This window comes from Acidiphilium multivorum AIU301, assembly GCF_000202835.1.
GTDB lineage: Bacteria > Pseudomonadota > Alphaproteobacteria > Acetobacterales > Acetobacteraceae > Acidiphilium > Acidiphilium multivorum.
This window is the reverse complement of record NC_015186.1, coordinates 342,995-365,162: the sequence shown is the minus strand read 5'-3', so window position 1 is coordinate 365,162 and position 22,168 is coordinate 342,995. Positions and strand designations below refer to the sequence as shown.

22 protein-coding genes, 1 tRNA gene and 2 pseudogenes are annotated in these 22,168 nt (G+C 62.9%); 8 read left to right on the top strand and 17 right to left on the bottom strand.

Translation table 11 applies throughout. The features are described from left to right. Positions 1-8: 8 nt before the first annotated feature. Together ACMV_RS01565 and ACMV_RS01560 are read left to right on the top strand one after the other, a co-directional pair. Complete coding sequence (locus ACMV_RS01565) at positions 9-1,280, top strand: glycosyltransferase (RefSeq protein WP_041664616.1); 1,272 nt, start codon at positions 9-11, stop codon at positions 1,278-1,280. A gap of 22 nt (positions 1,281-1,302) precedes the next feature. After that, on the top strand, positions 1,303-1,902 hold the full coding sequence (locus ACMV_RS01560) for a DegT/DnrJ/EryC1/StrS family aminotransferase (protein ID WP_013639305.1): 600 nt from the start codon (positions 1,303-1,305) through the stop codon (positions 1,900-1,902). Here ACMV_RS01560 and ACMV_RS01555 read toward each other — a convergent pair. Continuing rightward, positions 1,887-3,275: an IS4 family transposase gene (locus ACMV_RS01555; RefSeq protein ID WP_013639304.1), complete on the bottom strand. Its 1,389-nt coding sequence runs from the start codon at positions 3,273-3,275 to the stop codon at positions 1,887-1,889. The two genes, ACMV_RS01560 and ACMV_RS01555, sit on opposite strands and share 16 nt — an antisense overlap. Between ACMV_RS01555 and ACMV_RS01550 the strand changes: the two genes are divergently transcribed. Further along, positions 3,274-3,864 (top strand): DegT/DnrJ/EryC1/StrS family aminotransferase, encoded by a 591-nt coding sequence (locus ACMV_RS01550; protein ID WP_231844461.1) that lies wholly within the window; start codon positions 3,274-3,276, stop codon positions 3,862-3,864. The two genes, ACMV_RS01555 and ACMV_RS01550, sit on opposite strands and share 2 nt — an antisense overlap. 275 nt (positions 3,865-4,139) lie before the next feature. Here the strand turns inward: ACMV_RS01550 and ACMV_RS01545 are convergent. Continuing rightward, a pseudogene (locus ACMV_RS01545) lies at positions 4,140-4,745 on the bottom strand (IS630 family transposase); the annotation flags it as partial. A gap of 84 nt (positions 4,746-4,829) precedes the next feature. On the opposite strand from ACMV_RS01545, the gene ACMV_RS01535 reads away from it, so the two are divergent. Then, a complete protein-coding gene (locus ACMV_RS01535; RefSeq protein WP_013639301.1) occupies positions 4,830-6,053 on the top strand; it encodes an IS256 family transposase in 1,224 nt (407 codons plus the stop codon). Here the strand turns inward: ACMV_RS01535 and ACMV_RS21950 are convergent. Together ACMV_RS21950 and ACMV_RS21365 are read right to left on the bottom strand one after the other, a co-directional pair. Further along, positions 6,013-6,354 carry a hypothetical protein gene (locus ACMV_RS21950; RefSeq protein WP_407921941.1) on the bottom strand — a complete coding sequence of 114 codons (342 nt, stop codon included), beginning with the start codon at positions 6,352-6,354 and terminating at the stop codon, positions 6,013-6,015. The genes ACMV_RS01535 and ACMV_RS21950 overlap by 41 nt on opposite strands. A gap of 7 nt (positions 6,355-6,361) precedes the next feature. Next, positions 6,362-6,559 (bottom strand): hypothetical protein, encoded by a 198-nt coding sequence (locus ACMV_RS21365; protein WP_013639299.1) that lies wholly within the window; start codon positions 6,557-6,559, stop codon positions 6,362-6,364. A 154-nt stretch (positions 6,560-6,713) separates the two neighbouring features. Here ACMV_RS21365 and ACMV_RS19550 point away from each other — a divergent pair, with 154 nt between their 5' ends. Beyond that, positions 6,714-8,336: a hypothetical protein gene (locus ACMV_RS19550; RefSeq protein ID WP_013639298.1), complete on the top strand. Its 1,623-nt coding sequence runs from the start codon at positions 6,714-6,716 to the stop codon at positions 8,334-8,336. 55 nt (positions 8,337-8,391) lie between these two features. Here the strand turns inward: ACMV_RS19550 and ACMV_RS01530 are convergent, their stop codons facing one another. The 13 genes and pseudogenes from ACMV_RS01530 to ACMV_RS01470 all read right to left on the bottom strand — a co-directional run bounded on the left by ACMV_RS01530 (position 8,392) and on the right by ACMV_RS01470 (position 19,970). Next, positions 8,392-8,934 carry a transposase gene (locus ACMV_RS01530; protein WP_011941414.1) on the bottom strand — a complete coding sequence of 181 codons (543 nt, stop codon included), beginning with the start codon at positions 8,932-8,934 and terminating at the stop codon, positions 8,392-8,394. A 66-nt stretch (positions 8,935-9,000) separates the two neighbouring features. After that, positions 9,001-9,339, bottom strand: a pseudogene (locus ACMV_RS01525) (IS1634 family transposase); the annotation flags it as partial. A gap of 290 nt (positions 9,340-9,629) precedes the next feature. Beyond that, positions 9,630-10,121 (bottom strand): GNAT family N-acetyltransferase, encoded by a 492-nt coding sequence (locus ACMV_RS01520; RefSeq protein WP_013639296.1) that lies wholly within the window; start codon positions 10,119-10,121, stop codon positions 9,630-9,632. 1 nt (position 10,122) lies between these two features. Continuing rightward, positions 10,123-10,425, bottom strand: coding sequence for a type II toxin-antitoxin system TacA family antitoxin (locus tag ACMV_RS01515; RefSeq protein WP_013639295.1), 303 nt, complete (start codon positions 10,423-10,425; stop codon positions 10,123-10,125). 72 nt (positions 10,426-10,497) lie between these two features. Next, the gene (locus ACMV_RS01510; RefSeq protein WP_013639294.1) at positions 10,498-11,580 is read right to left on the bottom strand and encodes a tyrosine-type recombinase/integrase; all 1,083 of its coding nucleotides are present in this window, start codon (positions 11,578-11,580) and stop codon (positions 10,498-10,500) included. Between the two features lie 4 nt (positions 11,581-11,584). Beyond that, complete coding sequence (locus tag ACMV_RS01505) at positions 11,585-13,642, bottom strand: tyrosine-type recombinase/integrase (protein WP_013639293.1); 2,058 nt, start codon at positions 13,640-13,642, stop codon at positions 11,585-11,587. Next, positions 13,639-13,899: a helix-turn-helix domain-containing protein gene (locus ACMV_RS01500; RefSeq protein ID WP_231295329.1), complete on the bottom strand. Its 261-nt coding sequence runs from the start codon at positions 13,897-13,899 to the stop codon at positions 13,639-13,641. Before ACMV_RS01500 ends, ACMV_RS01505 begins: the two co-directional genes overlap by 4 nt. 333 nt (positions 13,900-14,232) lie before the next feature. Continuing rightward, positions 14,233-14,871, bottom strand: a complete 639-nt coding sequence (locus ACMV_RS01495) for a hypothetical protein (RefSeq protein ID WP_011941407.1) — start codon at positions 14,869-14,871, stop codon at positions 14,233-14,235. Then, complete coding sequence (locus ACMV_RS01490) at positions 14,868-16,091, bottom strand: tyrosine-type recombinase/integrase (RefSeq protein WP_011941406.1); 1,224 nt, start codon at positions 16,089-16,091, stop codon at positions 14,868-14,870. Before ACMV_RS01490 ends, ACMV_RS01495 begins: the two co-directional genes overlap by 4 nt. Before the next feature lie 144 nt (positions 16,092-16,235). Next, a tRNA-Ser gene (locus ACMV_RS01485) sits at positions 16,236-16,325 on the bottom strand. A gap of 13 nt (positions 16,326-16,338) precedes the next feature. Next, positions 16,339-17,817 carry an NADP-dependent succinate-semialdehyde dehydrogenase gene (gabD, locus tag ACMV_RS01480; protein WP_013639292.1) on the bottom strand — a complete coding sequence of 493 codons (1,479 nt, stop codon included), beginning with the start codon at positions 17,815-17,817 and terminating at the stop codon, positions 16,339-16,341. A 61-nt stretch (positions 17,818-17,878) separates the two neighbouring features. Then, on the bottom strand, positions 17,879-19,468 hold the full coding sequence (locus tag ACMV_RS01475; RefSeq protein ID WP_013639291.1) for a PhoX family protein: 1,590 nt from the start codon (positions 19,466-19,468) through the stop codon (positions 17,879-17,881). A gap of 4 nt (positions 19,469-19,472) precedes the next feature. Further along, positions 19,473-19,970, bottom strand: a complete 498-nt coding sequence (locus ACMV_RS01470) for an outer membrane protein assembly factor BamE (RefSeq protein WP_007421753.1) — start codon at positions 19,968-19,970, stop codon at positions 19,473-19,475. 82 nt (positions 19,971-20,052) lie between these two features. Here ACMV_RS01470 and ACMV_RS01465 point away from each other — a divergent pair, with 82 nt between their 5' ends. The 3 genes from ACMV_RS01465 to plsX all read left to right on the top strand — a co-directional run bounded on the left by ACMV_RS01465 (position 20,053) and on the right by plsX (position 22,163). Continuing rightward, the gene (locus ACMV_RS01465) at positions 20,053-20,574 is read left to right on the top strand and encodes a DUF177 domain-containing protein (RefSeq protein WP_013639290.1); all 522 of its coding nucleotides are present in this window, start codon (positions 20,053-20,055) and stop codon (positions 20,572-20,574) included. Positions 20,575-20,729: 155 nt separating this feature from the next. Beyond that, positions 20,730-20,933 carry a 50S ribosomal protein L32 gene (gene rpmF / locus ACMV_RS01460; RefSeq protein ID WP_011941402.1) on the top strand — a complete coding sequence of 68 codons (204 nt, stop codon included), beginning with the start codon at positions 20,730-20,732 and terminating at the stop codon, positions 20,931-20,933. A gap of 156 nt (positions 20,934-21,089) precedes the next feature. Beyond that, positions 21,090-22,163, top strand: a complete 1,074-nt coding sequence (gene plsX, locus ACMV_RS01455; protein WP_013639289.1) for a phosphate acyltransferase PlsX — start codon at positions 21,090-21,092, stop codon at positions 22,161-22,163. Positions 22,164-22,168: the final 5 nt, after the last annotated feature.

The window sequence follows — 22,168 nt, the reverse complement described above, 5'->3', positions numbered from 1 at the left end:
ATGGGCCGATGCGGATCCTGTGGGGAACACCGTATAATGTGAAATCCGCAATTGCACGCTATAGCCGTATGGTCACGCGCGCGCTCGTTGCGGACGGCCATACTGTCGAGATCTTGCGCCTCGAGGACAAAACGGCCCTTGATCATGACATTCTTGACCATAATCTGCCGGTCCACCCGCCGTATACGTTCGATTTCGCGCGGCTGCGGCACGATTACGATGTCTGTGTCATCAATTACGGCGATTACTTTCCTTTCCATGCCGGCGCTCTAGACTTGGCGGCTGCGACGCCAGCCGTTGCGGTGTTCCACGATGCCAATCTGGAGGGGTTTCTCGGAGGAGCACGCCAGATTCACCCCAAACTTGACGCTCTATTGAATCGTTGGCCGCCGCCTGGGCTCACTTTACCTGAAAAATGTACGCTGCCCAAACAGGATCTTTCTTTTTTTGCGGCTTTGGCCTCAGGCTGCGTCGTGCACGGCTCGCATTATGTCGATGATGTGGTCGCTACTTGCCCCGGCCCGACGGTCCAGATGCCGCTCTGCTATCCCGATGTCGGAGCCGTTCCGCCAGCGCCAGACGGCTCGGGGGCCTTCATTGTCACGTGCTTCGGTATGATCAATCCCAACAAGCAGCCCGAACGTATCCTGCGTGCGCTTGCCGTCGATCCGAAGCTGCGTACGCACGGGCGGATGCATTTCGTCGGGGCAATTGACGAGGGCTACCGGACCCGGCTAGCAGCGCTCGCGGCGGATTTGGGCCTGGCGGCACCGGAGTTCACCGGCTGGGTCGATGATGCACATTTGTGCGCGTCACTAGCCCAAGCACACCTCGTGTGCTGCCTGCGCCATCCCATGACGGAAGGCCACTCTGCCTCCATTATTACGGCGCTCTATGCAGCGCGCCCCATCGTGGTGAACGATGTCGGCTCCTATGCCGAGATTCCAGACGGGCTGGTGCACAAAATCGAAGCCGGCGACGCGCCGGCGCCGCTCGCGGCCGTGATGGCGGAGATTGCTCGCGATCCGCAAGCCGCCGAAGCTGCAGCCGCAGGGGCGGCAGCCTGGGCCCGCGTGCGCTATTCGGCCGCGAGCTATGTTGGAGGTCTGATACCGCTGCTTGAGGCTGCTATAACCTGCCGCCCGGGGCTAGAGGCCGGCAGGGGTATGGCGCGTCATCTAACCAACTTAGGTGTGACTTTTGATGATAGCGCGACAGGTCTTCCAAGAAAGTTTCTAGCTTGTGCCGGACGGCCCCTAATGCCGCCGATGTCAGAATGAACCAAGTGAGGATATTGCCGTCATGAGCGTCGATTTTCTTCCCGTCTACCGTCCAGATCTGTCCGGCAACGAGAAGCTTTATGTTAACCAGTGCCTCGATACGACGTGGATTTCGTCGATCGGTGACTTTATCGACCGGTTCGAGGCTGGTTTTCGTGAGATTACCGGTGCCCCTTATGCCTGGTGTGTGTCGAATGGCACCGTGGCACTGCATCTAGCTATCCATTGTCTCGATATCGGTCCGGGGGACGAGGTCATTGTTCCTACCTTTACATACATTGCCTCCGTCAACACGATCGCCCAGACTGGCGCAAAGCCAGTGTTTGTCGAGTGCCGATCGAGCGACTGGCTAATCGATATAGACGATGTCGAGGCCAAGATCACGCCGCGCACCAAGGCAATCATGGCCGTACATCTTTACGGCGCCGTCTGCGACATGCCGGCTTTGTCGGCACTGGCGAAATCGCGCGGCCTCCATCTGATCGAGGATTGCGCCGAGGCGCTGGGCTCCACCTATGATGGCAAGCACGTCGGCTTGTTTGGCGATGTCGGCACGTTTTCTTTCTTCGGCAATAAGACCGTCACCACCGGCGAGGGCTACGGGATTCACGGATTTGACTGAGCTGCGATGAAGAAGCCTGTGGCCATAGAAGCGAAGCGTGCCCACCCTGCGCGCATGGTCTTTGGTCCTGGCGGCTTGTAGTAGCAATTCCAGCCGCCGAGGCGGGCGATGATCCAGGCGAGCCATGCGAGGGATCGGGGTGGATGGGGGTTTTTCTGTCGCGGCGTCTTGCCTTCGAGAGTGGGGGCAATGGCATCGGCGGCCGGGAGTAATCCGGGATCGATGACATCGGTTGCCGGCCGGTTGCTGCCGTCGCGGGCATCGACGAGTTGTACGGTGCGGGTCGCAGCGGCGAGGCCGATCAGGGCCAGCTTGAACAGCCGTCCGGCATCTTGCATCTGGGTTTCTTCAAGCCTGAGACCGTCACTTTTCAAAGACCGGAACACTTCCTCGATTCTCCATCTCAGCCGGTAGAGGCGTACGATTTCGGCGGCACCGTCTGCGTCGATGGTCTCGATCGTGGTCAGCAGGCGCCACAAGAGCGGGACGCTTTCGCCATTCCCGTCAACCTCGCGCGCCTCGACCATGGTCAGGGACAGATGCTCTGGCCCTTCCGTGTCGCTGGCATGGCGCGGCCTGCGGATCGTCACTGTTCCAGCCCGCAGCGCCACGGTTGCGATCCGTGCGGCGACGCCGGTGCGCGAGGGGGCGACACGAACCGAGGTCCGGGTCAGTTCGGGCCAGGCTGCCGGGGCGGTGAACAGGCGGCGACCGTCATCCAGAACACGATCCTGGGCGGCACGGACGATCAGGTCGACCGATGCCGGACGCCTGGCAAAGCCCGCATAGATGTCACTCTCGCGGTCGGCCACGACCACGACCGAGGCGGCACCGCTCAGACGCCCGGCGGCGCGCGCAGCACCGTCCAGCCACCGCATGCTCTCCTTGTCTTCCAGCGCCCGCTCGCGTGCAGGGGTCGCATCGAACTCATCCGAACGGGTCCAGATCTTCGCGTCCACCAGGCCGAGCACCGCCTCCGTCTCACTGTCGATGGCGATCACCGGATGCAGGAAAAATCCCGCCGATACCCCATCACCGGCCGGTCCAAGCCCACGGCGACGCGCCTCACGGCCGGAAAAATTGATCTCCGTCGTGTCCTGCGCGGCCACAATCCGACGCCCCCGGCAGGCAGCGGCCGTGCGATCCGCCAGCGTCTCCACCATCTCCGCACACGTGACCGACGGGGCTGACAGGAAGCGATGGATCGCAATCTCCCGCGCTCGTGTGCCACCAAGCTTGCGGATGACCAGAGACCCGGTCTCCACCACCCGTTCAACCAGCGTGCTGCCCATCGCCGCACGTCGCGCATCTCCGAAGTAACCCAAATCTCCAGCACGTAACGCCACCATCTTCTCCATCAGCCTCAAAATCATGGAGAATCAGGCGCAAGCTACCTGCGCAAGTAAAATCCGTGAATGCCGTAGCGGCGAGGGAGGGATGGTTGTGTGTAAAGACGAGGTGTTGGCCCGGCGTCTCAAGACCGTCAAGGGCCAAGGTCAGTCACCAACCCAGCGCTATTGGCATGTGGAACTCGGCTTCAATTACCGTATGACGAATATTTGCGCGGCCATAGGTCTGGCGCAGATCGAACGCTTGCCGACGATCCTCGCGCGTAAGCGCGCGATCGGCGACCTCTACCGGCGCCTGTGCGCCGAGCGTTTGGGCAATATTGTATCCTTCCAGAAGCTTTCCGCCAATGTGGTCAGCTCCGACTGGCTCGTCAGCCTGTTGCTGCCTGAAGGGACGGACCGTACTAAGGTGATGGGCCGCATGCAGGAGAACGGCGTGGATACACGCCCGGTCTTTTATTGCGCGCACCAGATGCCAATGTATTCGAATTCGGAGCATTTTCCTGTCTCCGAGGCGATAGCCGCGCACGGGATCAGCCTGCCGAGCTACCCCACCCTCTCGAGCGCGGATGTTGCGCGCGTCGTTGAAACGTTAGCTAACGCGCTCGTATAACGTGGGCGCTACCCGATCAGCTAAAGGAAGAAAACCTGAATGAGCTAGCATAGACCTCAAGCCGACTTGTCAAACCCAGCCCGCCTGGGCGAATAAAAGTCGGAATCGGCGGGCTGATTAATCTCGGAATCCCGGGCGAATAACGCACCGATGTCTTCCGCTTTTCCATTGCTCCATCCGGCTCAAGAGTTGGATGCCTCCCTCCGGGGTTCTCGGCGCGATTCAAACACTAACAACCCCCGTTGCGACGGCGTCGGCATTAGAGCGTATTCCGATCATTCCGGGTCATATCCGCATGAGCTGAAGTAGTTGGCGCATTCGCGGTGCTGGAAGCTGTCGACGAGCCTGCCGATCAGGTCCCATAGGCCGGAGACGGTTCGCTCTCCGATCTTTCTGAGGATGGCCTTGAGCCGCGCGAACGCCTTCTCGATCGGATTGAAGTCGGGACTATAGGGCGGGAGGAAGCGCAGGGTTGCGCCGGCCGCTTCGATCCGTTCACGCACCGCGTCACGCTTGTGGCTCGACAGATTGTCCATGATGACCACGTCGCCGGGCCGCAGTTCGGGTGTGAGAACTTTGGTGACATATGCCTCGAACCAGTCGCCGTTGAGGGGGCCGTCCAGCACCATCGGCGCGACCATCCCGGTCATGCGCAGCCCCGCCACCAACGTGGTGGTCTTGCGGTGACCGTGTGGGAAGCCCATCCGCAGACGTTCGCCCCTGGCGCAGCGGCCATGGCTGCGGGTCATGTTGGTGGCGGTCCAGGTTTCGTCGATAAAGACGAGGCGATCCGGGTCCAGATCGAACTGGCTATCGAACCAGTCCTGGCGCTGTTTCAGGATATCGGGGCGATCCTGCTCGATGGCGTGGCCTGTCTTTTTTTACGCGTCATGCCGCGGCGGATGAAGAGGCAGTGTGCTGAATTTCGTGTGTGAGTGGCATAGTGGGTAGAAAGGAAGACCCATATGGCACGACGGAGAGCGCCGGCGATCCCGGACGAATTGCTGGACCAGCTTCTGGCTGGGGGAGACGCGGGGGCAGCGCTGAATTCCGGGGATCTGGTGAACGCGCTGAAGAAGGCTCTGGCGGAGCGGGCCCTGAGCGCGGAGATGGATTACCATCTGAGCGACGAAGCGGAGGCGGAGAACAGCCGCAACGGCTATGGCCGCAAGTCGGTGTCGACCGGCACGGGGAAGATCGAGATTGCGATCCCGCGAGACCGTGCGGGTAGCTTTGATCCGCAGCTGATCGCCAAATGCCAGCGCCGGTTTCCAGGCTTCGATGACAAGATCATCTCGATGTATGCGCGGGGGATGAGCACCCGGGAGATCGCGGAACATCTGCGCGAGATCTACGGCATGGATGCCTCGGCGGAGCTGATCAGCACGATCACCGATGCGGTTCTGGACGAGGTGACATCCTGGCAGCAGCGTCCGCTGGACCCGGTCTATCCGCTGGTATTCTTCGATGCCATCCGGGTGAAGATCCGCGACGAGGGCGAGGTCCGCAACAAGGCGATCCATATCGCGCTGGGGGTTATGGCCGACGGGACGAAGGTCGTACTCGGGATGTGGATCGAGCAGAACGAAGGCGCCAAATTCTGGCTGCGCGTGATGAACGAGCTGAAGAACCGCGGCGTCGAGGACATCCTGCTGGCGGTGGTCGATGGCCTCAAGGGGTTCCCGGAGGCGATCACGGCCGTCTTTCCCGAGACGATCGTGCAGACCTGCATCGTCCATCTGCTCCGGAATTCGATGGATTTCGTGTCCTACAAGGACCGCAAGGCGGTGGCCACCGCCCTCAAGGACATCTACCGGGCCGTTGATGCCAGGGCCGCCGAGGCCGCTCTCGCCGATTTCGAGGCCGGTCCATGGGGCCAGAAATACCCCGCCATCGGCCAGAGCTGGCGCCGGGTATGGCAGGAAGTCATCCCTTTCTTCGGCTTTCCGGGCGACGTTCGTCGGATCATTTATACAACGAACGCCATAGAAGCTTTGAATTCCAAGCTGCGCCGGGCCATCCGCGCGCGCGGCCATTTCCCCAGCGATGAGGCCGCGGCCAAGCTGCTCTATCTGATCCTGAACCGATCCGAAAAAGAGTGGGTGATGCCACCTCGAGAATGGGCTATGGCAAAGGCTCAGTTCGCCGTCATCTTCGGCGATCGCTTCGTAAGAGCCCTGGCGGCCTGATGTTCAACCGCCGCCCATACACGGAATTCCTGACACTGCCGATGAAGAAGCGGTGAAGCCCGGCCACCGAGACGTGCAAGCCGACCTCGATCAGCGCCAGGCGCAGCTCTGCAAGCGAGATGTCCTTACGCGTTTCCCAGATTGCGAGAATGTCCGCCCGCCGTTCCTCAACCCGACGTGAGCGCGTGTCGCCACCCTGAGGCTTCGGAGCAAAGCTGCCGGTATCGCGACGCTGCGCTCGCCAGCGGATTGCCGTCGCCGGCGCCACTCCAAAGCGGGCTGCCGCTGCCCGGCAACTCATCCCCTCATCAATCGCCGCCAAAAGCCGCCGACGAAGATCCATCGATAGTGGTTGGCCCATCCATGCCGGCCTCCTTCACCAGCACCGATTCTGAATCAGAAATCAACGCCAATGGGAATCCCTCGCGATTCAGACCGGTCGAAAGCCGCTCTAACGGTTCAATGAAGGCCCATTCGGCATCGGTGAGGTCTCTTGCGTAGCGCAATTCGGCCCTGCAATATCGTTGCCGGGCGATTTTAGTCTAGGCCATCGTGTCTCCGCTCGTCATCGCAAACGAACTGAATCATAACCTACTAAAATCGTTCAACTATCATTTTTCAGTCCGACCTTCAGTCAGGACGAGAGCACTGGGAGACAGCATGCATCGAATTACCGTTTCGTTTGGTCGGATTCGCCCGGTTGCCTCCGTGATAATCGGCATGACTGTTCTTTTAACGAATGCAGCGGTTGTGTGCATAATTGCTAGGTCACTCGGCGCCGACATCAATTGGGACCTCTTGAATTATCATTTCTACAATGGGTATCTTTGGGCGCATGGAAAATTGATACAAGACTCTCTATGCACAGAACAATCATATCTAGACCCTAGATTAAATTTCTTCTATTATTTACTTATTAAAAATTTTGCTCCATTGACGGTAAATCTAATTATCGCCGGATTTCAATCATTAGGAATTTCTGCTGCTTGGCTGCTCTGCTTTCATCTACTCAAAATATACAATATTCGTACGCGGCTTATCCTATCATCTGTCGCGGCAATATCAGCGATTATTGGTCCCATTTTTTGGTCAGAAATTGGGGGCACTATGGGTGATACCTTACTCGCTTCACCCATTATACTTGCAATTTTTTTTTCATTGATCAGTCAGGAGCGGGATAGACTGATATACCTTTTCTTCGCCGGGCTCCTTGTGGGCTTTGTGGCCGGATTAAAATTCACCAACATGATCTATGCAGTTGGCTTTGTTTTCGCTTTCATTCTGACCACCCTCTATCGATACAAATTTAATATTCGTCGACTCGTCATAGTTGAAACTATATTCTGTTTTTCATTTTTATCTGGATTCGTTTTATTATATTTTAATATAGGATATTTACTTTTTCTGACGTACAAAAACCCTATATTTCCGTATTTTAATAATATATTTCATTCTCCATATATTGGCAACTATGCGATTCGTGATGAGCGTTGGTTTCCTCAAAATTTAATTGGATATATTACTTTGCCATTCGAATTTGTTGTTCGTCATCATCCGAAACCAAATCAACAACATATAATAGGCATGGAAATTCCATTTAGAACAATTTTCCCTGCTCTTTATTTTATAATTTCTCCATCAATATTATTGTATTTATATTTCAAAAAAATCAAGAATAATGAACTATATGATATATTTTTTGTTCTTAGTTTTTTTGCTGGATCTTTCTTTGTTTGGGAAGAAGTATTTTCATATTATCGATATTTTGCTGCCGCTGAAATGATTTTCCCAACTATTCTCTTGGTCCTGCTGGTTCGATGGGGCAGATTAATCATGCATTGGCGACATCACAGCATGACCTATGTGGCTGCAGCCTTACTTGTGGCCACAGCCGCGGCCTATAGCTTGCCTGATTCTAACTGGGGTCGTGAGGCATTCTCTTCGTCATACTTTGGCGCAAGTAAGAGAGAATTTAAGTCATACAACAATGCTCTTTTAATTGTTGGTTTTCGTCCGTTAGGGTTTATACTTCCCTATTTTCCGCTTGATGACAGGATCATCGGATTACCAGAACATCTCGGAATAACCCAGAAGTTTCAGAAAAAGTATCTAAGGCCTCTCCTTGATTACAAGAATATATATTATTTGACGGATGCCGCAGAAATAAAAAATGATCGCGAATTGCCAGCACATTATGGCGTTACAGTCAATTACGAGAATTGCTCAATATACAAGACATCTATATATCCCGTAGCAGTGTGTCCGGTTCAGCATACCCCCTAGGTTCCGTACCTATTGCCATGACTAAGGGGGGGGGGGGGGGGCTCCCCACCAATGATCAAGCTGATTTTGGGCGATCGGTGGGCATCTTCTCGGGATCGAACATGGTTCGGTTGGTGAGCATGACGCATGCAATGCCCAGCAGGCGATCGGCAACGGTTCTGAGGGCGGGGCCGTGAGAGTGGCCACGTCCTCGGAGGGCGGCGTAGCGGCTGCGACTGCGGGCGTCGTGCTGGGTGGCGACGCGGGCCCAGTGATAGACGACGGTTCGCGGGCGGCCAGAACATGCCTGACGCATCTCCACACGACAGGATCTGCCGCTCCGCTTCATGACCGGGGCCACACCGGTCAAGGTGCGCAAAGCCTGGTAATCTCGCGCCTGGAGGGCTTGATGAGCCTCCGCGAGCAGCGTGGCGAGGACAATCCTTCCCACCCCCGGCAAGGAGCGCAGGATTGCCGCGTCGCGCTGCTCGGTATCTTGCCCCGGCTCGGTCTCCGGTCCGGCAAGTTGTTCGACCAGACCATCGATCCGCTGTAGGACAGTCTTGATCTGCCGATTAACGAGGTTAAGGCGCTCAGTCACGCCCGGGTTCGCGTTCATGAGGCAGACGTGAGGAAAGTCTGTCTATTTTCCGGCGGATTTTCGATACGGAATCAGGGCGTGTATCTATGAGGCGGCCTTGGCCTGCGGCGGCTCGATGACTGTAAGCAGCTTCTTTGGCTTTGATATTCCGAGGTTTTTCAGGATCTCGGCAGCTTCGGGGCTGATTTTCGTGCGCTGAACAATAGTCCGGCCGGCGATCTGATAGCGGACCGCCTTGAGGCCGGCTAGGATGTGGGCGATCCGCGCCCAGGGAAGGCCGCAGCGCAACTCCGCCGAGCGCTGTATCTGCAGGGCAAGGACGCAGAGCCGGACATGCGCCTCGATCCGGCGCGGGCTCCAGTGATACATCGGCCGGACCTCGAGCCCGGTCTGCTTCATCCGCCGGAAGCAGGCTTCGATGATGTGAATCGCCCCGGGTTTGCCGAAGGCTCCAACTCCCAAATAAGATGGAGCCATGGCGAGTCCGACCACAAATAAATTTTCTACTGAAGTCCGCGAGCGGGCGGTGTAAATTCCTGCTATTGCTTCGAAACATCCCGCGATATCAGCACAAAATTGGACAAAATGACGAATTTTGTTATTTTATATTTTACTCAATTGTAGGCAATATTTATACTTCTTAAGTATATTTCTAAATATTATTGTCAAATTATATCAAAAATCTAAAAAATTATAGATTGATTACTCAATTTCTATAATACCGCTCTCACATCCTTGAGCGTGACCATCAGCGTCATCGGATCGAGCGGCGAGGCTTCGAAGCCGAGGGCGAGGTAGAAGGCTTTGGCCTGGTCGGAGATGGCATGCACCACGATGCCTCTGATCCCCAGCGTTTCGGCTGCGTTCAGGATGCGGAGGGTGGCGTCGCGGAAGAGGGCGCGGCCGAGGCCTTGTCCCTGGGCGCTGGTGGCGATTGCGAGGCGGGCGAGGACGGCGACGGGGATCGGGTCGGGCATGTTGCGGCGGAAGCGGCCGGAGGTGCCGTTCGGGCTGATGGCGCCGGAAGCGATGGCGTAATAGGCGACGACGCGGCCGCTTTCGGTCACAACGAAGGTACGGGTCGCGCCGCCGGCCTGGTTGGCGCGGGCCCGGCGCCTCAGCCAGTCATCCAGTGAGGCGATGCCGCAGTTGAAGCCGCTGATGTCGTGATGCTCGGCGAGCGGTTCGGGCGGGGTGAGGGCCACGTCATTCCCAGGGCGGCGTTGTCTTCAGGGCGCGCTGGAGGCGGGCATTCGGCAGCGGCGGTTCGTCGAGGCGCGCGCGGAAGGCGTCGAACGCATCCGGAGTTGCGAGAAACAGCGTGCGGTCGAGCAGGGCGTCTTCGGCGGCGCGGCGGGCGGCGTCGATCACGAAGTCCGTCTTGGTCTTGCCGGTCAGGGCGGCGGCGCGGTCGATCAGCCCGCGATCGTCGCTTTTGATCCGCAGGTTGAGCGTGTCGCGGCGGGAGGATGGCGCAGAGGCTTGCTTGGCGGGATTCATGATCGGCATTCTAGGACGCCGTAACGCGATTGTCATTACATTTCTGCGTCCGGGTGGGGACGCTCCGTTGCTTCGGCATGATCAGAGCCCCCTGCGCTTGCGGGTCAGCTTGCGCAGCCATAGCCGCGAAATCTCCTGATCGCCCGATCGCGTGTATGTGCCGTGGACCATCTGTTCGCTGGTATGGCCGAGTGCCGCGGCGGCGAGGTCGGCATCGGCCGGATTGCGCAAGACGGTCGTCACCGCGAAGGCGTGGCGGAAGACGTGGCTGTTTAGGGAACGGCCCAGATGAAGCCGGCCGAATTTGGCGATACCCATGGCGATCATCTTCTCAAGAGGCGGCTTGCCGCCGCGCGCGATCCACAGGAAGCCATGATCGAGGCGGTTGCCGAGAAGGGCGATGCGCCAGGCGCCGAGATAGGTTTCGAGCCGTTGCGCGAGTTCGGGGGGAACGTCGAAGAGCAGCAGGGCGTCGTTCTTGACGCCGCAGGGGAACATCAGCCGCCAGCGCGATCCATGCTGGCGCAGGTGTTCGCCGAGCCGGATCCGCGCAAGGTCGCTGAGCCGCAGGCCGAACAGGTCGCAGAACGCGACCATCAGGGCGTTGCGCGCAGCCTGCGAGGTGTCGGTATCGCGTTGCATGACGGGCAGCGCATCGAAGGCGCGATAGGCGGCGGCGAGAACGCGGGCGGCGTCCGGGCGGTCGATCGGCTTGCGGGAGGCGAGTACTTCGGCGCGGGTCGGCTTCAGAGGGAGCGAATTCATCCAGCCGAGCTCCACGCCGGGGAGCATAATACCGAGGCCGGCGCGCAGGCGGCGCAACTCCTCATGAACGGAGCCCGCCCGCAGGCATTTGCGCATGACGCCGACATAGTCGTTCACCAGCTCGGGCGAGAGGAGGGTGCCGATCGACGCCGCGGGCGTCATCGCCCGGACATGGAGCAGATAGGCAAGGAAGCGGCCGACGGATTGTTCGAGCCCGCGGACTGTCGGTGTCTTGAGGTCATGCAGGATGGCCTGCCGGTCGAACAAGCCTTGCTTTTCCTTCACACGCTGCCAGCGCGCCCGATCTTCGGGCGGCCAGGTTGCCAGAGGCAGGCTCCGATGCTGTTCCTTGTTGCCCGGAACGGCATCGGGGCGGGGGGTTGGAGGGATGGTGGTCACGGACCTAGTCCTCGACATTCATCCGCAGCCGCCGGCGCCGGCGCTCGATCAGCTCGGCGTAGTGGCGGTTTGCGGCGCGGCCGCGTTGCGCGGCGTAGAATTTCAGCGTCGTCGTGGCGTTCTGGTGCCCGAGCACGCGCTGCGCGAGCGCCACGGCGCGTGGGTCTTCGTCGAGTATGACGGTGCCGACATAGGAGCGCACCAGATGCGAATTGACGTCGACGCCGAGCTCGCGGCCGATCAAAGCCCGGATCTGCGTGGCCATCGATTTGGAAACCAGATGGCCAGCTTCCTGCCCCGGGAAGAGCGAGGTCGACTCGTCATGCAGCAGGGTCGGGCGGAATCTGGTGACGTAGGTCTCCAGCATGCGCACCGTCTGCGACGACAGCGCGCCCTCGACCATCGGCGCCCGCTTGGAGGCGCGACCATAGGCGATTTTGACGCCGGTGATCTTGCCCTTCGCATCGCGTGCAAAATCGAGGGCGAGATCGAGGATCGAAAGATCGGCGACGCGCAGGGGTTTGTCGAACAGGATCGCCAACGCGAGGGCGTATTTCGCGGTATCAGCGGCGCGCTTCATCTTGCCGGCCTTGGCGAATCTCAGCGCCTTGCGCCAAAGTGTTTCAGGAAGCTGCAGGAATCGCCGCTCGATCTTTGGATCGTCGAATTGCGCGAGGCGTTCGAGCTTCTTGGCGGTGAAGCCGCGATGCTTCGCCCGCACCTCACGGCAGATGTCGAGAACCTGCTCCAGTTCGGCGACCGGTAATTTGCCCCATTGGCGCGCGGCTGCTGCGAGAGCCTGCGCCGTGGCTTCCGCGCCGAGAGTCCATCCGCTCTCCGCGCAGTTCGTGTCCCAATAATCGGTCAAGATCGCCTCGACCGCTGTGGGGGTGAGGATGGCGGCGAGAGAGGTCAGGGTTGCCGCGGGCCAGCCGCGTTTCACCAGCCGATGGGGCGCGAGGGCAAGGATATCGCCGCGTGTTCGCACGGTGCTCTTCGCGGCAGGGCCCGTGAACCCCTTTTCGAATGGTCCCGGCTTCCGCAGCTTCGCGATATAGGCATTCAGGTCTGCCATGAAGCTCGGCGGGATGCCGTTAGCGTCATCGCGGATCGTGTTCGGGTTGCGGCGGGCGGGCAGTTCCTGGCCAGGGAAGGATTCCTGCTCGCGGCACAGGCGGTTCCAGCGCGATTTTATTGTTGTCACCGTCTGGTCCGGCGCCTTGGCATTCGTGGCGGCGAGGGCGTCGTGATACGCGTCGAGGTGTTCGAGCGCGACATCCCCGGGTGCGACATTGCGTTCTTCACAGAAGACCGCGAAGCGCCGCATTGTGGCACGGCTGAGATCGCCATCGCTCATCATGCCGAGCAGGCTGGCCCAGGCGGTCGTCGTGATCGGCCGGCGAGGCGCACGCGGCGGGAGCCAGCCCGTCTTGCGCTGAATCGCGGCGAGCGACGACTTGATATTATAGAAGCGCTTAGGCCCGGTTTTCTTCCTATCAAATTTCAAGCTCTTCAGGATCGGCCGCAGTGCGGCGGGATCGCACGGCAAGGGGGCTGCCACGGAACCATCGCGATTGCGGGGGCAGTGATCTTCTATCCATGCAACATCGCGCCGGAGATCCTTGAGCCTCGCCGCCGGCAGGGTATCGCTGGCCGCGAGCAGTTCGAGCGCCTCGGCGAATGTGGCCGGAGGTGTCGCGCAGACAACGGTATCGCCGGCGACCCGGGCGCGTGCGTTGGCCGGGAGCGAAATTGTTGTCGGGTCGATGATTGCGCCGTCGACCGGCTCATCCAGCGCGCCACCACCGTCGTTGCACGCGGAGTGTTCAGCGGCCATCGGTTCACGGATGCCTGTTTTGGAGGCGAGGTCGCTGGTCTCGGCGCAAAGCGCGCCGAAAAGGTCATCTTGCATCACGCGCGCCCTCCTGCGCTCACCCGAGTGCGTGCGCATGCGGTTGCGTTCATTCGGGACAGCGTCGGCCGGCAAAGGCTCTCCATATTGCGTGTGACGGTGGCCCGTGTTCGGCCTGAAGCCAGTGAACTCCAGCTGTTCGGCGATCATGATTCTGCTCCACGGCTGGCGGCCAAGAAGGCAGCGAGGTCGGTCTGCGAGATGCGGATCGCGCGGCCGATGCGGTGCACGCGGAGCGCGCCCTCGGCGATGCGGCGACGCAGGGTTGAGGGCGAGACGTCGAGAATATCGGCGACATCGCGCAGCGTCATGAACTGAGTACCGGACGCACTCTCGGCGCTGTGCTGCTTAGTAGCACTGTCTATCTCCGGAGACGCCGACTGACCGAAAATCAGGGGGGCATTCATCAAACCAACTCCCCATGCGGCCGCTTCGTAACCGACACGGCGATCTTCGGTGCCGGCTGCTCGTCCAGCCACGCGAGTCCAGCCCTGAGGTCGATCAACGTGCGGCGGCCGACTTTACGCGCCGACAACTCCCCTGCGGCAATCAATTCGTATGTCCGCGAGCGAGAGATGCCCGACCGTACGACCCAATCTGAGATTGCAACATAATGAGGTATAACTTCGTCCGGCATTGTGGCTGCTCCATTCGAAATGAAGCCAGACAATCGCGGATATGCGGGGACCGCGGGATTACGGCACGCCCGTTGATTTTCTCTTTTCTCGGCGTCGTCGGCCCTATTTTCGGGTGGGCCGAGGCCGATGTGTCGCGAGGATTTGCCTGACCCGCTGCACAGTTATCGCGTGACCGTCACGGGCCAGGAGCTTGGTGATGACCGAGGCGCGGTTGCGAGCCGGCAAGGAGAGAGTGTCATAGAGCTGGCAAACCCTATCGGCGATTTCGGTTGCCTGTAGCGATCGCACACTCGCTGAGCGACTGGCGGCCGTGCTCTGCCAATGCAGCAGAGTGGACACCTGTTCGACTTCGTTCACCGCCCGGGCGAAATCCGCCTCGGCCTGCTCGATTGCCTGTTCCGACCGCATCCTGAGCCGGCCTGGGCCATGCTTTTCACCCGGTTCGCGAAACCGCAGGCGTCCGTCCTTGTCGCACTCGGCCCTCTCCGGGCTTCTTGCCGCGCCGGTTTGCGGATCGATCTCGGCTTCAAAATGCCGCAGATCGACCCGGCCGAGCCATGCCTTGGCCTCGTCCAAGGACAGAGGCCGGCCACCCTCTTTGAGAACGGCGCGGATCTCTGCCAGCGCCGCATCCGGATTGTGCCGGGGATCGCGCATCGATTCCGGCAGTGTCTTGATCCGCGGCGCGCGCGGGCGGCGGTTGCGGGGCTTCGGTGCCTGTTCGTCTTCATCGCGCGTCATGATGCGGAACCCTCCGAATCGGCGGAGGAAAGAGCATAGCGCGCCCAGTCGACCATGAGATCCCGGCGGCGGTCGAAGAAATCGGTGCGTCGATAGGCGGCGACGACCTTGTCGCTCACCGTGTGCGACAGCGCGGCCTCGACCACTTCATGCCGATAGTCCGTCGCCTCGGCCGCCCAATCCCGGAAGGTGGAGCGGAACCCATGGGTCGTGATGTTCTCCCGCCCCATGCGGCGGAGCAGAATCAGCATCGCCATGTTGCTCAGTCCCGTGCCCGTCTTGCCGCCTGGGAACACGAACGCGGCCGGTGCCGGCGTTCCGGCCGCTGCCCGCATTGTGGCGAGGATCGCAAGCACCGGATCGGTCAGCGGCACGCGATGATCGCCCTGCCGCTTCTTCAGCCGCCATTCCGGGATCGTCCAGATTTTCGCGGCCAGATCGATCTCGCTCCAAGTCGCGCCGATGGTTTCGCCCGAGCGGGATGCCGTGAGGATCGTGAACGCCAGCGCCCGCGCTGCCACGCCCTCCTGCTGCGCCAGCTCGGCCATGAAGGGCGGCAGATCGCGCCATTTCAGCGCCGGGTGATGCGCGACCCGGGCGATCCGCCCCTTGGCCGGCAGCACGTTCTCGAGCAAGCCCTTCCATCGCGCCGGATTGTCGCCCTGCCGCCACCCCTTGGTGGTGGCGTAGTCGAGGATTGATTCGATCCGCCCGCGCAGGCGGCTCGCGGTCTCCGGCTTGTCGGTCCAGATCGGCTTGAGCGCCTTGACCACGAGATCGAGGTCGATCGCGCCCACCGGCGTCTCGGCGAAGACCGGGTAGGCATAGGTCGCGAGCGTCGCCCGCCACTGCCCGGCGTGCTTTGCGTTGCTCCAGCCGGCCTGGTGCGCCTCGATATAGGCCTCGGCGCAGGTGGCGAAGGTCTTGCCGCGGATGGTCTTGGCCTCACGCTGCGTCTGGCGGTGCTCGATCGGGTCGATCCCGTCGAGCAGCAGGCGCCGGCACTCGATGGCGCGCATCCGGGCCTCGGCCAGGGACATCAGGGCGACGGGGCCGAGCCCCATCTCGCGCGCCCGACCACGTATCATGAACCGGAACGACCAGGATTTCGCACCTGAGGGGGCGATCTGGAGGTAGAGATTGTTGCCATCGCCATAGAGGCCGGGGGCGGTCAGCTTGGCGACCTTGAGCGGTGACAGCTTGTTGACGACTCGGACCATGACCGAATCTTACCCACAAAGTCACCCACGTGGAAACTCCGGATTCGGGCAGATCGGGGTGGATGGGCGTGGACGGAAATCTGGCTTAATGCACTGATATTTAATACTTTAGAGGATGGTGCCGGACAGTGCTGGACGTAGGGGTGGCGGATGGGGTGGGATTCGAACCCACGATACGCTTTCACGTATGGCGGTTTTCAAGACCGCTGCCTTAAACCACTCGGCCACCCATCCTGGCAGCGCCGGTTTAGCCGCCCAGGCCGCCGAGCGCCAGATACTTGATCTCGAGATAATCCTCGATCCCGTATTTCGATCCCTCGCGGCCGAGGCCGGAGGATTTGACGCCGCCGAAGGGGGCGACTTCGGTCGAGATCAGGCCCTCGTTGATGCCGACGATGCCGTATTCCAGCGCCTCGGCAACGCGGAAGATGCGGCCGACATCGCGGGCGTAGAAATAGCTGGCGAGGCCGAATTCGGTATCATTCGCCATCGCGATCGCCTCCGCCTCGGTGTTGAAGCGGAACAGCGGGGCGACCGGGCCGAAGGTTTCCTCGCGGAAGATCAGCGCGTCATGCTTCACGTCGGCGATGACGGTCGGCGTGAAGAAATTGCCGCCCCGCTCGTGGCGCGTGCCGCCGGTGACGATTCGGGCACCGCCGGCCACCGCGTCGGCGATATGCGCCTCCACCTTCTCCACCGCCTCGCGGTTGATCAGCGGCCCCTGGGTGACGCCAGGCTCCATGCCGTTGCCGACCTTCAGCGCCTCGACCGCGACCTTCAGCTTTTCGGCAAAGAGCTCGAACACACCGTCCTGAACGAGGATGCGGTTGGCGCAGACGCAGGTCTGCCCGGCATTGCGGAATTTCGAATCGATCACCCCCTTCACCGCGGCATCGAGATCGGCGTCGTCGAAGACGATGAAGGGGGCGTTGCCGCCAAGTTCCATCGACGTCTTCTTGATGGTCGGCGCGCACTGGGCGAGCAGCTTCGCGCCGACCTCGGTGCTGCCGGTGAAGGAGAATTTCCGCACGATCGGGTTGGCGGTGAGTTCAGCACCCATCGGGCCGGAGGGGCCGGTGATGATGTTGCACACGCCCGCCGGCATGCCGGCGCGCTCGGCAAGGACGGCGAGGGCAAGGGCGGAGAACGGGGTCTGGCTCGCCGGGCGGATCACCCCGGTGCAGCCCGCCGCCCAGCCCGGACCGGCCTTGCGGGTGATCATCGCCGAGGGGAAGTTCCACGGGGTGACCGCCGCGAAGACGCCGATCGGCTGTTTCTGCACGATGATCCGCCGGCCGGGGGCGTTCTGCGGGATGGTGTCGCCGTAGATCCGCTTGCCCTCCTCGGCGAACCACTCGATGAAGCCGGCGGCGTAGGCGATCTCGCCCTTCGCCTCGGCCAGCGGCTTGCCCTGCTCGGCCGTCATGATCGCGCCAAGATCGTCCTGGTTGGCCATCATCAACTCGTAGAGGCGGCGGAGGATCGCAGCGCGCTCCTTCGCCAGCATCGCCCGCCAGCCGGCCAGGGCGCGGCCGGCCGCCTCGATCGCGCGGCGCGTTTCCGCGGCACCCATCGCCGGCACCCGGCCAACGAGTTCGCCCGTCGCTGGATTCAGGACGTCGAGGGTCTTCCCGCTCTCCGCCTGCACCCATTCTCCGTTGATGTAATTGGCTTCCCGCAGCAGCGCCGGGTCTTTCAGCCGTACCGTTCCGGTGGTGTTCAGCATCCTGCCCTCCTCGTCATGTTCAAAAGCGTCATGGCTTCAGGTACGCTGGCCGGGGCCGGATTCAATCCGGGGCCAGCGACACCATCGTGGTCTGCGGCGGCATGCCGGGGCGCACCGTCGGCCAGCGCGTGGCCGGATCGGCGAAATCGGCCTCGCGCGTGGCGCCGGGATGCCGTGCCACGGTGAACAGCGTCTTCCCTGCCGGATCGGCCGCGGCCCCGCCCACGGCACCCCCGACCGGCGCGCTGTAGAGCAGATCGAGCCCGCCATGCGGGTGCATCGCGAACAGTCCGTCCGCCGTGTCGGTCACGGCGCCGCGCTGGTCGGTGCCGATGAGGAGCCGGCCGCTGCCGTCGAGATCGAGGGTCGAGGGCGCGCGCAGCCAGGCTGTCGAGCCAGGCGCGTAGCGCGAGGAGGAATCATGCGCCGGATTGCCGCCGAGCAGCACCACGCGACCGGCAAAGCGGCGGGCGCCGGGATCGCCGCCCTCGGGGGCGAAGGCCAGAATGTGGCCGGCGCCGTTGCCGGCGCGCGGGTTGAGCGGATCGATCTGGCTGATCCCCCGCCCCGGATTGCCGCGGCAGGCGAGGTAGAGCGTGCCGTCCGGGGCGATCGCCATGCCCGAAGGGGCATCGAAGCCGGAACCCCGGCGGCCGGCCGATGCCGTCGCGGTCAGCGAGGGCAGGCCGGCGGGCAGGTCGTGCCAGACGATGTGCGAGTGCTCGATCACCGCGACGGCGAGCGTGCCGGCATCGAGCGCGCCCTCGCCGGTGCCGGCCGGGGCAGCGCCCTTGAAGCGGAACAGCCGCCCCATCGGCCCGTCCTCGCTCATGAAGACCACGGCGCTGCCATCGGCGGCGAGCCCGCAGGCCACGCCCGCGCGGGACAGCCGGCCGAGGGCGGTGCGCTTCACCGGAAAGGACATCGGATTCGCGGCGTCGAGCTCGACCACCCAGCCGAAGCCGGCGCCCACGGTCGGGCTGCCGAAACCGGGGGCATGGCCGGCCAGGCGCCGGATCCAGCCCGCGGTGTGGCCCTCGGGCAGCAGCACCGTGTTCCAGGGCGTCACACCGCCGATGGAGGGCGCCAGCACGCCCTGGACCGTCTGCCCGACCGAAGCGGCGGCCGGGCCGGCGATGCGGCACAGCGTGCCGTCGGTGATGCGGCGGGACTGGTAGCCGCCGGCGACCACCACCCAGCGCCCGTTCTGCATGGCGAGGTTGAGCACCGAGGCGCCCTGCATCTTGCCGGCGACGGTCGCGGCGCCGCGGCCGCGCGGAAACGCCATGCGCATCTGCACGTCGGGGTGGGTGACGACCATCAGCAGCCGGCGCACGCCGTCGTCGGCCGGCGGCATCTTCACCAGCCCGGCAATGATCGCATCCCAGCCGAATTGCTGGCTGGCGGCGGCGAGGGTGACTTCGCCCGGGCGGAAGGGCGGCGCGGATGGCAGCACGGCGTCGCCCCAGCGGATCAGCACGTCCCGCCGCCAGCCGGGCGCGACGACGTCGTTCAGTTGCGGGGCCTCCGACCCTGGCGGCAGGCTGGTGACCGGCTCCGCCGTGCCAAGCACAGACGTCGAGGCGCGGGCGGCGCCGGCCATCGCCAGCGCCGCCACGCTTCCGGCCATCACGCCGCGCCGTCCGATCATGGGATCAGAAACCGCTCCCGCCGCCGAGGCCGCCGGCCGATCCGGCGCCGAGGCCCGGATTATAGTGCCCGACGCCACCGACGAGCTGCTGCAGGAAACTTGCATGGCCGCCCGGCGCATGCGTCCTGCCGCCGGCCATCGCCACATGAACCGCCTGCTTCCCGCCGACCCGGCGGATCGATTTCAGCACGCCGTTGCCGGTGAAATCGAGCACGACGACCTGCTGCTTCTCGACGCCAAGGGTCTGGCCGATGCGCGGCTTCGTCACCTGGCTCACATAGAGCCAGTCGTGATCGTGGAACGTTTCGCGCAGCGTCGGCGAGCCGAGCAGCGCGGTCGCGTCCGCCTCGGTCGAGACGCCGGGGGTGAGCTGCTTGAGCTGCGCCTCGGTTACCGCGGTGCCGCGATAGCGTGGCTGGGCCGTGAACAGGGCGCAGCCGGCCAGCGCCGGCAGCAGCAGGAGGGGAAACAATGGGCGGAGCTTGGTCGCCAATCTGCGCACGCGGCTGGATCCTCGGGTTGCGGCTGGTCCCGGTTCTATGGGCGAGCTTCCATCGTCGTGCAAGATGCGCCAGTATTTCATGATGACTGACGCCCCTCCGTTTCCGCTGTCGCGGCACTTCGATCTCGCCCGCCTCGGGGATGCGGCGCAGGAAGTGACGATCGATGCCGACGCCGAGGCCCGCGCCGCGATCGCCCGGCAATTCGGCATTCCGGCGGTCGAGGCGCTGTCCGGCCGGTTCCACATCAGCCGCATCGGGCCGGACCAGGCCGAGGCCAGGCTGGAGCTTGCCGCCCACGTCATCCAGAGCTGCGTCGTCTCGCTCGAGCCGGTGGAACAGACCATCGCCGAGCGCACCAGCTTCCGGCTGCTCGCCGGCGGCGAGCCGGACGATGCCGGCTCCCTCGATCCCGATGCGCCGGACGACATCGTCGCCGACGGCACGGTGTTCGATCTCGGCGCGCTGCTCGTCGAACAACTGGCGCTGGCCCTCGATCCGTATCCGCGCCGGCCGGGCGCAGAGCCGCCCGCGGCCTCCGGGACCGGCGCCAAAGATGAGGCGCATCCCTTTGCCGCGCTCGCCCGGCTGCGCCGGCCCGACTGAGCAACCGGCATGTGGCAGTCCCGCGCCGGACGAACTTGCCGTGGGCCCGGCGCTCTGCTAGAGGGCCGCTTTCCAATCCCCCCGGTCAGCGGGGCGTCACCCGCTGGCGCGCCGCGACCCGTCGCGACGTAACACAAGAGAACCGAGAGTCGACCATGGCCGTACCCAAGCGCAAGACCTCCCCCTCCCGCCAAGGCATGCGCCGCAGCCATCATGCGCTGGGCCAGCAGGCTCATGCCGAGTGCAGCAATTGCGGCGAGCTGAAGCGGCCGCATCATGTGTGCGGCCATTGCGGCCATTACGACGGGCGCGAAGTCGTCGCGGCCGGCAAGGATCTCAAGGGCACGGTCAGGGTCTGATCCGGTCGTGTCCGCGTCGGCGCCGTACGTGCCTTCAGGCCGCCGATGACAACCGGATCAACAGCCGCAGCCGCCTCCCCTTCCGCCATGCCAAGCCCGCCCCCGACGCCGGAAACGGCGACCGCATCCGATCGGACCGCAACGCCGGCGCCGGGGATGCCTATCCTCGCGGTGGATGCCATGGGGGGCGACAGCGCCCCCGGCATGGTCATCGCGGGGCTCGACATCGCGGCCGAGCGCCATCCCAATGCGCGATTCGAGGTGTTCGGCGATGCGGTGCAGATCGATGAGCTGGTGCGGCTCAGCAAGCGGCTGCGCAACCGGGTCTCGATCCGGCCGACCACCGAGATCATCCCGAACGAACTGAAGCCGACCGCGGCACTGCGCCTGCGCGACGCCTCGCTGCGCCGGGCGATCGACGCGGTGGCGAACGGCGAGGCCGCGGGCGTGATTTCCGCGGGCAATACCGGCGCGATGCTGGCCCTGGCCAAGATCGTCCTCAAGACGATGAGCGGGATCGACCGCCCGGCCATGGCGGCGATCGGCCCTTCGGCCCGCGGCGACGTCGTGATGCTCGATCTTGGCGCCAATGTGGTCTGCGACGCGCGCAACCTCGTCGAATTCGCCGTGATGGGCGAGCTGTTCGCCCGGACGGTGCTCGGCCTGCCGCACCCGACGATCGGCCTGCTCAATGTCGGCTCCGAGGAAATGAAGGGCGACGAAACCCTGCGGCGCGCCGCCGAGGCGTTGCGCGAAAGCCCGATCGGGCCGCAGTTCCGCGGCTTCATCGAAGGGCATGACATCGCCGGCGGGACGGTCGACGTCGTCGTCACCGACGGGTTCACCGGCAATGTCGCGCTCAAGACCGGCGAGGGCGCGCTGCGCCTGGTCGGCGACCTGCTGCGCCGGGTCTTCTCGGCGAACATTGCCTCCCGCCTCGCCTATCTCCTCGCCCGGCCGGGCCTGACCCGGCTGCGCGAATGGCTCGACCCGCGGCGCTACAACGGCGCCGTGCTGCTGGGACTCAACGGTGTCGTCGTCAAGTCGCATGGCGGCGCCGACGCCGAGGGGTTCGCCCATGCGGTCGATGTGGCGATGGACATGATCGTCAACCGCTTCAACGACCGCATCCGCGACGATCTCGGCCGCCACGCCGACCGCGAACGCCTCGCCAGCGACGCGTTCCGCGCCACACCGCCCGCTTCCGCCACCTCCGTGACAACCGGCTGACCGAC